Consider the following 13,616-nt stretch of genomic DNA (forward strand, 5'->3'; position numbering starts at 1 on the left):
ACAGGACGGTTTATTACGGAAGATACCTGGGAAGGCCGGATAAACCATCCGGATAGTCAGAATCCGTATGTGTATGTGGTGAATAATCCGCTGAGGTATATCGATTCTAGTGGACAAAATCCTGCTGCTTTGGCTGCAGCTGCCGGAGGAGCGCTATATGGAGCTGTTGTTAATGGAGTTAAAGCAGCGATAAAAGGTGAGAATGTTGGGGCAGCAATAGCAGGAGGGATGGTTGATGGTGCAATATCTGGATTAGGGGCTGGCCTTGGAAGGCCGGTAGAAGGGGGAGCACTTGGAGGATACTTAGGAAGTGTAACAGAACAATATCTTTCATCAGGAAAGGTTAGTCAAAAAGAGGCCTTACTCGAAGGTGCCAGTGGGGGAGCAACAGCAGGCCTAGGCGACACCTTTGGGCTTTTAAAAGATCTATATGAAACATACAATTAAAAAGTAAGTCGAGAAATGCCCGAGTAAAGATTTACTAGTATACTTGGGCATTTTTTAAATATTTAGGCAAAGTTTAATTGTCTATTTGAAGCTACTTAAGTTCCTATATAGTATAGCCATCGTCCCAGTACGGATTATCATATTTCTTTTTCTGATTAAAAACTCTTTGATAAAGCATTAGACCGCAATATATAGCGGTAGAGAAACTTTAAAATTCATGATCTGTACGTATTTGTATATATTTTATAAAAGAAGAGTGTGATGCTTAAATGTCTTTTAAAATAACTAGGTGGATTTATGTTCTGGTAATTGGCAACTTTCTATTAGCGCTAATCTTACTTTTTTTCTCTAATCAAACGGAGTCTCCGCTTTTAATGAAAGTACTAATGATAATGCCACTAGGGCTAGCCAGTTTACTTGTTTTCTGGCAAAAAACCATCGAAATTAAAGTTTATAACGATAGGTTAGAGTACAAATCTTATAGAAAGAAAGAGGTTATTTTATATTCACATATAGCTTCTTTTAGAGAAGAAGAAATGAATATTATAACTAGGGAGGGAACAGAAGTTAGACTTCCAACATTGCTAAAAAATCAAAAGCATCTTCGAGAACTTATTCAATCTAATATGAATAATAGTTGAAAGTAAGGTGAGGAAATGAATGATATTTGGTTAGTTTTAATTGAAATTATTATTCTTTTAATTGGGTTGAAGAGTTTAATATATCCATCTAGAAAAGGGCTTTTAGGAAATAATTTAGATAAAAGTGGAGTTATTATCGTACGAATATTGGGTGGTGCTACCGCTGTACTTATGCTATCGGCGCTTCTATACAATTTTTAATTTTGCAAATTTACAGGTGTCATAGATTAAAAAAACAACGTCCTACACCCAAACTCAAAAGGGTGTTAAGTCATCACCTAATGAAGTGCAAATAGACCACATTAACCCCAAAAATAAAGGTGGCAGTAACAGCAATTCAAATGCACACGTCCTCTCTTGAAAGGAAAACAGGAAGAAATCGAATAAGTGAGGTTGGACACCGTGTTCAGTAAGAAAAAGGTCTTTGAAGATTTGCCTATCCAAAGAGTAGAAGATAAAATTTAAGACCTAAGTGAGCAAAGAACAACTATGCTTGTTCTTTGCTCTTTTAACCTTCTAAAAGGGTGAGAATAATGAATCCATTTAATCTTATAAAAAACGGAGATTTATCTGATTTGATAAATTTTGTTCATTTACACGAAGGGAGTATGAAAGAAAGAGATTCTAAAAATAGAACCTTGCTGCATGTTGCTGTTTTAGAAGAGAAATTCTCTATGGTGAGGTGGCTTATTCATGAGAACATAGATACAAATCTACGTGATAACGAAGAGTATACAGCTATAGAAAGAGCCATTCATAAAAACAATACTGAAATAGCAAAGCTGCTCCTTATATCTCCTGGAACAAATGTAAAAAGCAATCGACACGGTTATACCTATCTTCATGCAGCGGCAGCTCATGGGAATAACGAGCTTGTAGAGTTATTGGTCTCCATGGGGTTATGCGTTAACGAAAAAGACGATGAAGGAAATGGGTTTACGCCACTTCACTGGGCTGTCCAACAAAATCACACTAAAACCGTAGAACTGTTATTAAAATACGGGGCTGACCCTAATATAAAGGATTCTGAGGGATTTTTTGCATTGTACATGGCCTCGAGTAATGGATATTTAGATATGATTAAGCTCTTACTACTCTATAAAGCTAATATTCATATGATTTGTGAAGCATCGTCTAATTCTACCTCTTTACTGATAGCTACAGCGTATGATCAATTCGGTGCGGTACAACTTCTTCTGGACAATGGAGCAAATATAAATGACCAAGGCAGTGATGGCAGGACTTCTTTACATATAGCAGCTTTCCATAAATATTTGGAGCTGTATCATTATCTTCTTGATCGTGGAGCAGATTCTTCTATAAAGGATCAACGAAATTTAAAGGCCAAAGATTACCTGTATATACAAGAGGATGAGCTGGAGGATTAATTGCGGTAAGAGAAATATCCTAAAGAAAGTGATCGATCAAAGTAGTTAAAAATACTAATCCGGGGTCCTGCTCTATATTAGCAGGGCTTTTTTATTAACAATAAACTATGAGGAGACGGGTACCATCATTATAGTACAACCGGGATTCGACGCTGCGCAAGGTAGCACCGCCTCTGAAGTCGTCGAGGCCCAGCACACCTACCACCCGGGCGAAATGCTGGACAAGGTCACTTACGGCAACGATCTGGTCACCGACTATCAGTACGATGACGGGTTCGGGCGACTCACCGGGATCAAGCACATGAAGGGCACTGCGGTGCTGAACCAATACACGTATACGGTAGATTACACATACGACAAGGCCAACCAGCTGCAGACCGTTATGCGCAACGGCGCTGTGACCAGCTACAAGTACGATGGCGACGGCCTGATGCGGGAGAAGACCAGCGGAGGGCAGACGACGCGCTACTACTACGACGGTCAGAACATCATCGCCGACGCGGGCGTCTCCGGCAGCACTGTAACGTTCAAGGACCGCTATGTCCGGGGCTACCAGCTCATCAACATGAAGAACCAGGCGGGCACGGTCGGTTATTACTTGCTGAACGGCCACGGCGATGTGGTGAACCTTTACAAGCTGGACGGGACCCTGCTGAACACGTACGATTACGACATCTGGGGCAACCCGAAGGTGACGGAGGAAGCGGAGTCGTTCGGGAACATTTTCCGCTACTCAGGCGAATACTGGGACAAAGACACCAACTTGCAGAACCTGCGGGCCCGGTGGTACGATCCGAGTATCGGTCGGTTCATTACCGAAGATACATGGGAAGGCCGGATTAATCACCCGGACAGCCAGAACCCGTATATCTATGTGATGAATAACCCGCTGATTTATGTGGACCCGAGTGGGCATATTTTGGACACGCTTCTGGACGTTGGTTCTTTAATCTATGACACCTATAAATTAGCAAAAGACCCAAGCTGGGGAAATGCAGGATACGTTGCCCTGGATGCGGCCTCGGCATTGGTGCCATTTGTGCCCAGTGCAAGCTCGGCAGTCCGGGCAGGCAAAGCGCTTAGCAAGGCGGATGATGGCACGGATATTGCGAGCAGCGCTGCTAAGGCGGCTGAGGGGACGGGTAATAATCCTCTACGAAGAACAGGAGATCAACAGGCTTTACATGATTTAGCTAAAGAATCTGTTAAAGAAGCAAAAAAGGAAACCCAATCTCCGAGCAAGAAGCGAAAGTTCTTGATGAATGGGCTAACGAATATGGTGTTCCTCAACATCATCAAGCTTATTCGGGAAGCGGAAAACACTTCCCTGGTGGAAATTATCAAGATCATACCCATATTTACAATGAACATGTACCATACAAACTTTAGGAGGGTATGCTTTGAGTAAAATCGAGCTATATTCAAATGGATTAATAATTAGGACTATTGATAAAATACATGAAAAGTATTTGGGCGTGGAGGGTGACTGTTGGAACATTGATGAAGATACAGAAGGAATAGATCCTAATGAGGGAAAGTTTCTTAATAATTTTTGTTCTAAAAATATTAATATTTCATGGTCTGGTGATGATATTGTAGAAGCGAGTGCCGATATTAATTTTGCGAATAGGTATGTAAATGCATATTTACAAGCCAATCTTCAGCCTTTGGTTTTACTTTGTAAAACAAACAAAACGATACCAACTTTTCACATGGATATAGAGAGTCGGGCAAATGGCAACTTAATTTTTATTGGTTTTGATTACGCTTATTCGGGAGGAAGTTTTTATTCGTGTGTATTTAGTGATTTATATACAAAAAGGATACCTGAATTACGAGATATTGATTTAAATGCGTATGGATTGATTAATTCTGAGGAAGAGTTAACTAATTTTATTGAAAGGAGAAATGAACTTATTATTAAGGACGAGGCAAGTAGGTTCGAAGCAGAGGAATTCACAATATATAAATTGTGGAAGTATGCTGGTGAATTCCCTATTGATATTACATGATTGTTTAACTTATACATCTCTTTTATATCTTCCGAACAATTTTATATAACCTTGATTGGCTTCGTGCCCCTCAAGGTTTTTTGCTAACCGGACAAGCCGGAGGGGGCTTGATAAAATGACCAGCATGACAGCGAAAGGAGAATTAATCGGCATGTCTGCACAAGTAAAATCATTTTAAAATAGCTACTTGGATTTATCTCTTGGTAATCGGGAACCTGGTATTGGTGTATTGGCAAGCAACCCAGTATAAATCTTTTAATAAGGAAAAGGTCATTTTGTATTCCAATATGGTTGCTTTTATGGAAAAAGAGATGTGGATTATAACCAGGGAAGGATCTTATACGCTCTAACTTGACTGGTGGTGATCCACGTACCGTAAAGGGGTGATTTTTATTTTTATCATTTTGCGGTTAATAGTTGGCGCCTTTTTTATCGCCAACGGCGTTTGGTTTTTGAGAAAAAGGGAGATCACGTTCATCTTTAAAAAGTTTACTGGAGTTGAAAAGAAAACATACAGTGAGAAATTTTCGTTAACCGTAGGGCGAATAATTGGTGTTGTCTTGATCCTAATGGGCGCGTACATTCTAGTCTTTGGAATACCGGATTTTTATCTTAACTCGTAGGGTACAGAGGCTGGGGGTGGAAGATATTTCGCTCTATTTTCAAAGTTATCAACTGAGTAGGGATCAATTAAAACGAAGGGATGGGGTAACATGAGAACTTTTGGTTGGGGAATGTTATATACAATTGGGATTTTTGTGGTCATGCTGATTGTTTCTCTAATTACCGGAGACCGTGTGAGTCTGCCCGGGTATGTTTTTATACCCTTATTAGTTGTCGTGTGGGGGATTGCCTTTTATCAATCTCGCAGAGAACGTGAACGAGCAAGGTAGAGTTTTGGCCTGCCTAGTATTCTGCAACGAGCCTTTCTGCATACCTGATTTTTCAATCAAGGGTTAGTCCAGAGAACCTAACTATTACCTGTAAAAGTTTCCGCAAAGTGTTTGTCACAAAGTTCCGGGTGTTCTCTCCAACCTTTCTGCTGCTTCCGGTGTAGAGGTTGGAGAGTTTGCTCCCTATCTTTTTACAGGCAAGCCAACGGAATTAGCCTTCCTTCTCCAGGGTTCGGCTCTCCAGCGGCTGTACCGGACGGTTGTCATGGGGAAATAGATGGCGAAAAGCGCCGATCTGTTCTTCGGACCAGGTGATGGGCTGCTGCAGGACGGTCCATTGGACGCCTTCGCTGCATGGAGGTGTGGTCAGGGAACCGTGATAGCGGTAGGAGTGAAGGTCTGCCGGCAGCAGCGCTTTTAGATCAAATGTTCCGTCGATCACGGTGGGGTCCTTGCTCTCTTTCTGGGGAAGACGGGACCAGAGCTTGTTCAGTTCCTTGTTCTCGGCCCCCCCTTTAATCAGAACGCCAAGAACGGCCAGCTTACCGTCTTCGCTCTGATGAACGAAGTGCAGCTCCATCTCTGCGTGCTTCCCATCCACTTCATGCTCACTGGGCAGATGGAAGTGGAACTGCTTCAACGTGTAAGTCTTCCCCTCCAGAGTCAGGGTGTTGCCGGTTCCCTTCACGCTTACTTGAACCGTGTGGCCGTTGTTAACCAGGGAGACCTCCGAAGGCGAGTACTTCACCTCAACGGGATGGAGCTTCTTGTTTATTGTAGCTTCGCTGGGCTTGATGTTGATAGGCGATTGCTCTTTGCCCAGTTCACAGGTCTTGAAGTCTTCTTCAAGCTCGCCCCAATGCTGCGGTGAAGTATCTCCTTCATAGGACCAGTGAACCGGATGAGCCTCCGCCTGGGCTTGGGCCCCGGAGGTAACGGCTGGTGCAGAATCTTCTTCATCTGAGCAGCCGGAGAGCAGCCCGCCGAGCATGAGGGCAGACAGCAGGAGACGCGAGTATAACAGCTGAGTACGCATTTGCATCCTTCTTCCAAATATGTATTTATATGAATGGATTCATTCTACTATTTGGGAAATAAAGGAACAAGGGAAGAGAGACTTATTTTATACATTGGAATATCGACATCTCTACATAGGCAGAGGTACGACAGAGGCACAGAGAGTAGTAAACGGTAATGATGGCGGGGAACAACATAACGGATACTAGACTTCAATCATCGCGGCGATGGGGCGGACTCAGATGACTCTATTATAGAGATTTCACTGGATTTGTCCGGTCTATCGGACACTAGAGACCTTATTCTTATCTGGAAGCGCTTTCTACGGGGATGGAACTGTGTAATAAGGGCCCCTAGGTCCGTTTTGCTAAAATAATTCGGGGATTTGCGGCCAATAAGGGCTCCTGGGTCCGGAAGGCGGACCGTTCGGCTATACCTGGCCTCGTTCCGCTATCTCCGCGCGGCCCAGCAGTGTCGCCCGACTCGCCTTGATTGCCCGCATTGCCGCCTCGCCCGATTGTCCGCGCCGCCCGGCTCCCGCGCGGCTACCTGGCCGTATCGCCTGTCTCGCCTGCGTCAGCCGCCCGGGCTATAACCCAGCCCGGCTCCCGCGCGGCCCTTGGCAACCCGCGCCCGCCCGGCTGCCCCCGCTCCCCCGAAGCCTTGGACTTTCCCCCGCCTCTGTGCTAATTTGAAGGACAGGAAGGTTCGTCCCCTTAAGGTGGACAACCGTTGGAATGGCGGTGCGTGATGAAAGGATATACGATCCCGGTTCATGGTCCCGTCCGGCTCGTGATGACAGGCAAGTTCGAAGCTTCTTCGGAGGACTGGATGCATCTTAGCCGGGTAATGACCGACTACGAGCTGATTGTGGTGACGGAAGGAACGCTTTATATCGGGGCGGACGGGGAACGGCATACGGTTGAGAGAGGGGAGTATCTGCTGCTGCCGCCGAAGACGGAGCAGTATGGCTGGCGGACCTCCAAGTGCGCCTTCTACTGGCTTCATTTTCTGGAGGGGGAACAGGCGGGCGATTCCGGGGAACGCATCGCCATCCCTGAGAAGAAGCTGCTGGTCAGCCCCGACAAGCTCACGGTCATGATGAAGCAGCTTCAGGACTCGGTCCGCTCTTATAATGAGAAGCATCTCAACAATTATATGGCGTCGGCGATTCTGTGCGAGCTGTACAACCAGACGCGAAGCGAGCCGGGCGGGGCCCGGCCGAGGCCGCGGCAGGAGCAGCTCTTCTATGATATTCAGGATTATATCAGCTACCGCCGGACGGAGAATATCCGCGTATCCGAGGTGGCCCGCCACTTCGGGTACAACAGCAAATATTTGTCGGAGCTGTTCGCCGGGCTGGCCGGCGTGCCGCTCAAGCGGTACATTATCCAGCAGCGGATGGAAGCCGCGAAGCATCTGCTGACCGACACCAACGCGAGCATCGGCGAGATTGCGGCCCGGCTGCATTACAGCGACGCCCATCATTTCATGAAGGCGTTCAAAAAAAACGCCGGACTCACGCCGTCCGAATTCCGCGGCGCCTTCTCCCGGCGTATCCTCAACCGCGAATAGCCGCCCGGGCCAGCCCGGCGGCTCTTGCTGCTGCTCTTGCGGTTAGCCGAGCAGCTTCCATTCGCTGCGCAGCAGGCCGTAGACGGCATGGTGCACATAGCCGTCCGGCAGCTTCTCCGCTTCCCGGATCACACCTTCCAGCACAAATCCGAGCCGTTCCGGGATCGCCCGGCTGCTCCGGTTCCCGGTGGCGCACCGGATCTCAACCCGGTTCAGCTCCATCTCCAGCAAGGCGTAATCCACGAACACCCGGCAGGCGGCGGTCATATAGCCCCGGCCCTCATAGCCTTCTCCGAGCCAGTAGCCGATGCCGACCGAGCGGTTATGCCAGTCGACCCCGTGGAAGCCGATGACGCCGGCGAACTCCTCCCGTACCCACAGTCCGGCCGTAAAAGCGCCGTTGTCCGCCGCCTGCTTCACCGACTTGCTGATAAAAGAGGCCAGATGGCTCTGCTCGGTCACATCATCGACCCAGGGCAGCCACCGGCGAAGCCGGGCCCGGGAGCGCTCCACCTGAAGAAACATGGGGCGGACATGCTCGGGGGCCAGCGGCTTCAGCACCAGCTCGTCGTCAATGTTGTACTGAAACATGCGCCACTCTCCTTATTTGCGCCGAGCTCTCCACTCCAGCGCGTAAATGTCTTCCTCTAACCCCTGCATCCGCTGGGCGGCCAGCAGACGGCAGTCGGCCAGCGCCTGGTTGTAGACGACCGGGCCAAGATGCTCCAGGCAGAAGTCCAGCAGATTGCTTGCGGCCAGCTCGCCGATGGCCTCCCCGCGTTCCAGCTCGAAATAGGCCTGGAATTCCGATACGAGGGCTTCGCGCCGCTCTTTCGGCAATTTCATTGCTTTCATAGAAGAAATCCTCCGCTCCCGTGATGATGAATAGAAATCATTGTCTTCACCGTATGCTAACGCAAGGCGGCGGATTCGTCAAAGGGGAAGCGCAGAAGGGGCGGCAGCCGGAAAGCCGGATTCCGCAGCTCCCGCGGCGTTTTATTGAACAATCGGGTCTTAACGGGTATATTAAAAAGATACATTACCGAGTGAAAGGTTGATTGCAGTGGAGAACCGTACGACCCCCTCCAATTTCATCAAAACGATTATTTCCGAGGACTTGAAGTCGGGAAAAGTGAACGGCGTCGTCACCCGTTTTCCGCCGGAGCCCAACGGCTATCTTCATATCGGCCATGCCAAGGCGATCTGGATTAACTTCACCCTGGCCGACGAGTTCGGCGGCGAGACCAATCTGCGCTTTGACGATACGAATCCGCTCAAGGAAGATACGGAATACGTGCAGTCCATCCAGGAAGACGTGAAATGGCTGGGCTACGAGTGGAAGAATCTGCGGTTCGCTTCGGACTATTTTGAGGAGATGTACCAACGGGCGGAATTGTTGATCCAGAAGGGCAAAGCCTACGTCGATGATTCGACTCCGGACGAGATCCGCGCCCTGCGCGGCACGCTGACCGAGCCGGGCAAGGATAGCCCGTACCGGAACCGCAGCGTAGAAGAGAATCTCGACCTGTTCCGCCGTATGCGGGCCGGAGAATTCGGCGACGGGGAGAAGGTGCTGCGCGCCAAGATCGACATGGCTTCGCCGAACATCAATCTGCGCGACCCGGTGATCTACCGGATTGCCCATGCCCATCATCATAATACCGGCGACGCCTGGTGCATCTACCCGATGTATGCCTTCGCCCATCCGCTGGAGGATGCGATCGAGCATGTGACCCACTCCCTCTGTTCGCTGGAGTTCGAGGACCAGCGGCCGTTCTATGACTGGGTGGTGGCGGAATGCGAGATGGAGGCCGAGCCGCGCCAATATGAATTCGGCCGTCTGAACTTGGCCCAGACCGTCACCAGCAAGCGCAAGCTGAAGCTGCTGGTGGACGAAGGGCATGTGGACGGCTGGGACGACCCGCGGATGCCGACGATCTCGGGTCTGCGCCGCCGGGGCTATACGCCGGAGGCGATCCGCAGCTTCGTCTACGAGACCGGGATTTCCAAGAGCCAGGGGCTTGTGGACCTCGGGATGCTGGAGCATTTTATCCGCGAGGATCTGAAGCTGAAGGCGCCGCGCACGATGGCCGTTCTCCGGCCGCTGAAGGTGGTCATCACCAACTACCCGGAGGGCCAGACCGAGTGGCTGGAAGCCGAGAACAATATCGAGAATGAAGAGATGGGCGTGCGGAAGATTCCATTCTCCCGGGAGATCTATATTGAACGGGACGACTTCATGGAGAACCCGCCGAAGAAATTCTTCCGCCTGTTCCCGGGCAACGAGGTGCGGCTGAAGTATGCGTACTTCATTACCTGCAACGAGGTTATCAAGGATGAGAACGGCGAAGTGGTGGAGCTGCGCTGCACCTATGATCCGGACACGAAGACGAGCACCCGGAAGGTAAAAGGCACGCTGCATTGGGTCGAAGCCTCCCACGCCGCCCCTGCCGAGTTCCGCCTGTACGAGCCGCTGATTCTGGACGAAGAGCTAGAGGGCGAAGCGGCGGAAGCGGAAGGGGAAGACAAGCCGGAGAAGACTTTCCTGGACAAGCTGAATCCGAATTCGCTGGAGATTCTGCACGGCTTCGTCGAGCCGGGACTCAAGGACAGCGCGCCGCAGGACAAGTTCCAATTCTTCCGCCACGGCTACTTTAATGTAGACAGCCGCTACTCCAAGCCGGGCGAGCCGGTGTTCAACCTGATTGTGAGACTGAAGAGCTCCTACCAGCCGCCGAAGGAAGGGTAGGCAAGTCCCCTGCTTCGGGCAGGGCTTGCCGATTCTTCCTTCGGAGCAGCCGTGGGACTATAGGACCGTCTTTCGCCGTCTTTCGACAGGTGAAAGACGGTCGTTTTGTCGAAAGTGTTGAAATACCAAGTAATCTTATATATAATTAAGAATATTAGATCAGGACTTTAGATCAGGACTATAGACAGAAGGGGCGAAATCATTTGAAGAACTATCGTATCGGCTTTATCGGCATGCTGCTGTTGGTGCTGCTGGTTACAGCCTGCTCGAACGGCAACAACAACGCTTCGTCTTCGAAGGGCGACGCTTCCTCCAGCCAGGCTCCGGCCTCCTCGGCGGCTCCGTCCGGCGAAGGCACACCCAAAGACGGCGGCAGCCTGATTATCGGCGTAGCGGCCGACCCGGTGATCCTCAATCCCAACTATGCCGGGGACCGCGTCAGCCTGACGATTGACCAGGCGCTGTTCGCGCCGCTGTTCCAAGTCAATAACGGCAAGAAGACGTTCTATCTGGCGGAGAGCCTGACGCCTTCCGCAGATAATCTGACGTATACCCTGAAGCTCAGAGACGGACTGACCTGGCATGACGGCGAGAAGCTGACGGCCGACGACGTCGTCTTCACAATCGAGAAAATTCTCGACGAGAAGCAGAACAGCTTCCTGCGCGAGAGCTTCGTCGTCGGCGGCAAGCCGGTCGAAGCCGTTAAGGTGGACGATCTGACCGTGGAGTTCAAGCTTCCGCAGGCCAGTCCGGCGTTCGAAGCCGCCCTGGTGCAGGTCTCCCCGATTCCGAAGCATATCTTCCAGAACGAGACGGATATTGAGAAGAGCGGCAAGAACGCGGCTCCGGTCGGCTCCGGCCCGTTCAAATTCAAGGAATACAAGACCGGCGAGTACCTGACGCTGGAGCGTTTTGACAACTACTTCGGCGGCAAACCGCATCTGGATTCCGTCACGTACCGGATCGCCAAGGATACGAACGCAGCCAATCTGGCGCTGCAGAACGGCGAGATCAATGTGAAGTATCTCGACCCGCAGGATATCTCGACGATTGAAGCGACCGGCAACTTCGACATTCTGCCGTACAGCGAAGGACGCCTGTCCTACCTGATGTTCAACGAGAACAGCGACACCGGCGTACTCGGCAAGAAGGAAGTCCGCCAGGCCCTCTCTTACGCGCTGAGCCGCGATGAGATCATTCAGACCGCCTATACTTCCGGCGATTACGCCGATCCGGCCAAGTCGTTCCTGACGCCGGACGCGCTGTTCTTCACCAATGACGTTCCGACCTTCGACAATGATACCGCCAAGGCCAAGGAAATGCTGGATGCCGCGGGCGTGAAGAATCTGAAGCTCCGCTTCATCGTACAGAGCGGCAACAAGGTGCAGGAAGCCGTCTCTCTGTATGTGCAGCAGAAGCTGAAGGCTGTAGGCATCGAGGTGGAACTCCAGAGCATGGATTCCAGCGCCTTCGTCCAGAAGTTCAACGATCTGAAGGCCGCTGATTACGAACTCGTGCTGACCGGGTATATTATGGGATACGATCCGGACCCGTACCGCATTCTGTTCGCTTCAGGCGGAAGCTCGAACTACTCGCACTACAACAACCCGGCAGTCGATCAGCTGTTCGAGCAGGGTGCAGGCGAAGTAGACCCGGCCAAGCGCGGCGAGATCTACAAGAAAGCCCAGGTGCAGATTGCCGAAGACGCGCCGATCTATCCGATTGCCTACACGAAGACGATCGTAGCGGTATCGAAGCAGTTCGGCGGCATCGACGAAGCCGTGCTGAAGCCGGTTGTCATCTTCGAGGATCTGTCGAAAATCTATCAGAAATAACGCGTATCCCTACGCGTCCAAGAATAAGCGGGTTCCCGGCTCAGCCGGTGAGCCCGGTTTATTTTTTTGGCCGTATGGGCCCGGAGGGGACGGAATCTAGACATGGGACGAAGAATCGTGGGAAGACTGCTGCAGACCGTGCCGATGCTGTTCTTTGTCTCGGTGGTATGTTTTGCGATGATCAAGCTCGGACCGGGCGACCCGGTGCTGTCGTTTGTGACGCCGAACATGCATGCCGAGGATATTGAGCGCATCCGCCACAACCTGGGCCTCGATCAACCTGCCTATATTCAATATTTCAATTGGCTGAAGGAAGTCGTCCAGGGCAACTTCGGCTATTCGCTGGTTAACCATCAGCCGGTGCTGGATCAGATTCTGGACCGGCTGCCGGCTACCGCGGGCCTGATGGGGAGCGCCATCGGGATCGGCGTGCTGCTTGCCCTCCCGTTCGGCCTGCTTGCAGGTGCGAACCGGGGGCGCTGGCTGGACCGGGCGGTCAATGCGGTCGCCTATGTGGGAATCTCCATTCCCGTCTTTTGGCTGGCGATTCTGATGATCTATCTGTTCGCCATCCATCTGCACTGGCTGCCCAGCATGGGCATGCGGACAATCGGCGTCAGCTCGGCGGCGGATGTGCTGAAGCACGGTCTGCTGCCCTGCCTGACGCTGGCTTTCGGTTTCTTCGCGGTCTATGTCCGCTACATCCGCTCCAGCACCATCGGGCAGCTTCGGGAAGACTATGTGCAGCTTCAGTATGCGTTCGGCTCCGCCCGGCGCATCGTGCTGTTCCGGCATGTATTGAAGCATGTGATGCTGCCGATCATTACGCTGCTCGGCATGTCGATGGGGGATCTGGTCGCCGGCGCAATCGTCACCGAGACGGTCTTCTCCTGGCCGGGCATCGGCTCGCTCGGAATGACGGCGGTGAAGGGCATGGATTACCCGCTGATTATGGGAATTACCCTGCTGTCCTCGCTGCTCCTGATTCTGGGCAACCTGGCTGCGGATATTCTCTATACCATCGTGGACCCGCGCATTAAAGGATCGAGGTGACCCCTG

The 13,616-nt window shown here is 50.8% G+C and carries 12 protein-coding genes; 9 read left to right on the forward strand and 3 right to left on the reverse strand.

The annotated features are described in order from the left end of the window. The 5 genes from F4V43_RS19775 to F4V43_RS16550 form a co-directional block, all read left to right on the forward strand. Positions 1-447, forward strand: a 447-nt coding sequence (locus F4V43_RS19775; RefSeq protein ID WP_223879934.1) for a hypothetical protein, incomplete at its 5' end; no start/stop codon positions are given. 374 nt (positions 448-821) lie between these two features. Further along, positions 822-1,088, forward strand: coding sequence for a hypothetical protein (locus F4V43_RS16535; protein ID WP_150459365.1), 267 nt, complete (start codon positions 822-824; stop codon positions 1,086-1,088). Between the two features lie 533 nt (positions 1,089-1,621). Next, positions 1,622-2,476 (forward strand): ankyrin repeat domain-containing protein, encoded by an 855-nt coding sequence (locus F4V43_RS16540; protein ID WP_150459366.1) that lies wholly within the window; start codon positions 1,622-1,624, stop codon positions 2,474-2,476. Between the two features lie 214 nt (positions 2,477-2,690). After that, positions 2,691-3,884: an RHS repeat domain-containing protein gene (locus F4V43_RS16545; RefSeq protein ID WP_150459367.1), complete on the forward strand. Its 1,194-nt coding sequence runs from the start codon at positions 2,691-2,693 to the stop codon at positions 3,882-3,884. Continuing rightward, entirely contained in the window at positions 3,877-4,488 is a 612-nt protein-coding gene (locus F4V43_RS16550) for a hypothetical protein (protein WP_150459368.1), read from the forward strand. Before F4V43_RS16545 ends, F4V43_RS16550 begins: the two co-directional genes overlap by 8 nt. 1,104 nt (positions 4,489-5,592) lie before the next feature. On the opposite strand, the gene F4V43_RS16555 is transcribed toward F4V43_RS16550, so the two are convergent. Next, positions 5,593-6,417, reverse strand: a complete 825-nt coding sequence (locus F4V43_RS16555) for a carbonic anhydrase (RefSeq protein ID WP_150459369.1) — start codon at positions 6,415-6,417, stop codon at positions 5,593-5,595. Positions 6,418-7,148: 731 nt separating this feature from the next. Here F4V43_RS16555 and F4V43_RS16560 point away from each other — a divergent pair. Further along, entirely contained in the window at positions 7,149-7,973 is an 825-nt protein-coding gene (locus tag F4V43_RS16560) for an AraC family transcriptional regulator (protein ID WP_150459370.1), read from the forward strand. A gap of 42 nt (positions 7,974-8,015) precedes the next feature. On the opposite strand, the gene F4V43_RS16565 is transcribed toward F4V43_RS16560, so the two are convergent. Together F4V43_RS16565 and F4V43_RS16570 are read right to left on the reverse strand one after the other, a co-directional pair. After that, positions 8,016-8,564 carry a GNAT family N-acetyltransferase gene (locus F4V43_RS16565; protein ID WP_150459371.1) on the reverse strand — a complete coding sequence of 183 codons (549 nt, stop codon included), beginning with the start codon at positions 8,562-8,564 and terminating at the stop codon, positions 8,016-8,018. A 12-nt stretch (positions 8,565-8,576) separates the two neighbouring features. Continuing rightward, the gene (locus F4V43_RS16570; RefSeq protein ID WP_150459372.1) at positions 8,577-8,828 is read right to left on the reverse strand and encodes a DUF2164 domain-containing protein; all 252 of its coding nucleotides are present in this window, start codon (positions 8,826-8,828) and stop codon (positions 8,577-8,579) included. 199 nt (positions 8,829-9,027) lie between these two features. On the opposite strand from F4V43_RS16570, the gene F4V43_RS16575 reads away from it, so the two are divergent. The 3 genes from F4V43_RS16575 (at position 9,028) to F4V43_RS16585 (ending at position 13,610) form a co-directional block, all read left to right on the forward strand. Continuing rightward, positions 9,028-10,722 (forward strand): glutamine--tRNA ligase/YqeY domain fusion protein, encoded by a 1,695-nt coding sequence (locus F4V43_RS16575; RefSeq protein ID WP_150459373.1) that lies wholly within the window; start codon positions 9,028-9,030, stop codon positions 10,720-10,722. Between the two features lie 233 nt (positions 10,723-10,955). Then, a complete protein-coding gene (locus tag F4V43_RS16580) occupies positions 10,956-12,557 on the forward strand; it encodes an ABC transporter substrate-binding protein (RefSeq protein ID WP_150459409.1) in 1,602 nt (533 codons plus the stop codon). Positions 12,558-12,659: 102 nt separating this feature from the next. Further along, positions 12,660-13,610 (forward strand): ABC transporter permease, encoded by a 951-nt coding sequence (locus F4V43_RS16585; protein WP_150459374.1) that lies wholly within the window; start codon positions 12,660-12,662, stop codon positions 13,608-13,610. Positions 13,611-13,616: the final 6 nt, after the last annotated feature.

This window comes from Paenibacillus spiritus, from assembly GCF_008710135.1.
Classification (GTDB): domain Bacteria; phylum Bacillota; class Bacilli; order Paenibacillales; family Paenibacillaceae; genus Paenibacillus_AQ; species Paenibacillus_AQ glufosinatiresistens.

Bases quoted from the DNA above. Each gene is read 5' to 3' on its own strand.
- F4V43_RS16535 (WP_150459365.1), top strand. From the start codon at position 822: ATGAAAGTACTAATGATAATGCCACTAGGGCTAGCCAGTTTACTTGTT.
- F4V43_RS16540 (WP_150459366.1), top strand. From the start codon at position 1,622: ATGAATCCATTTAATCTTATAAAAAACGGAGATTTATCTGATTTGATA.
- F4V43_RS16545 (WP_150459367.1), top strand. From the start codon at position 2,691: ATGCTGGACAAGGTCACTTACGGCAACGATCTGGTCACCGACTATCAG.
- F4V43_RS16555 (WP_150459369.1), bottom strand. From the start codon at position 6,417: ATGCGTACTCAGCTGTTATACTCGCGTCTCCTGCTGTCTGCCCTCATG.
- F4V43_RS16560 (WP_150459370.1), top strand. From the start codon at position 7,149: ATGAAAGGATATACGATCCCGGTTCATGGTCCCGTCCGGCTCGTGATG.
- F4V43_RS16565 (WP_150459371.1), bottom strand. From the start codon at position 8,564: ATGTTTCAGTACAACATTGACGACGAGCTGGTGCTGAAGCCGCTGGCC.
- F4V43_RS16570 (WP_150459372.1), bottom strand. From the start codon at position 8,828: ATGAAAGCAATGAAATTGCCGAAAGAGCGGCGCGAAGCCCTCGTATCG.
- F4V43_RS16580 (WP_150459409.1), top strand. From the start codon at position 10,956: ATGCTGCTGTTGGTGCTGCTGGTTACAGCCTGCTCGAACGGCAACAAC.
- F4V43_RS16585 (WP_150459374.1), top strand. From the start codon at position 12,660: ATGGGACGAAGAATCGTGGGAAGACTGCTGCAGACCGTGCCGATGCTG.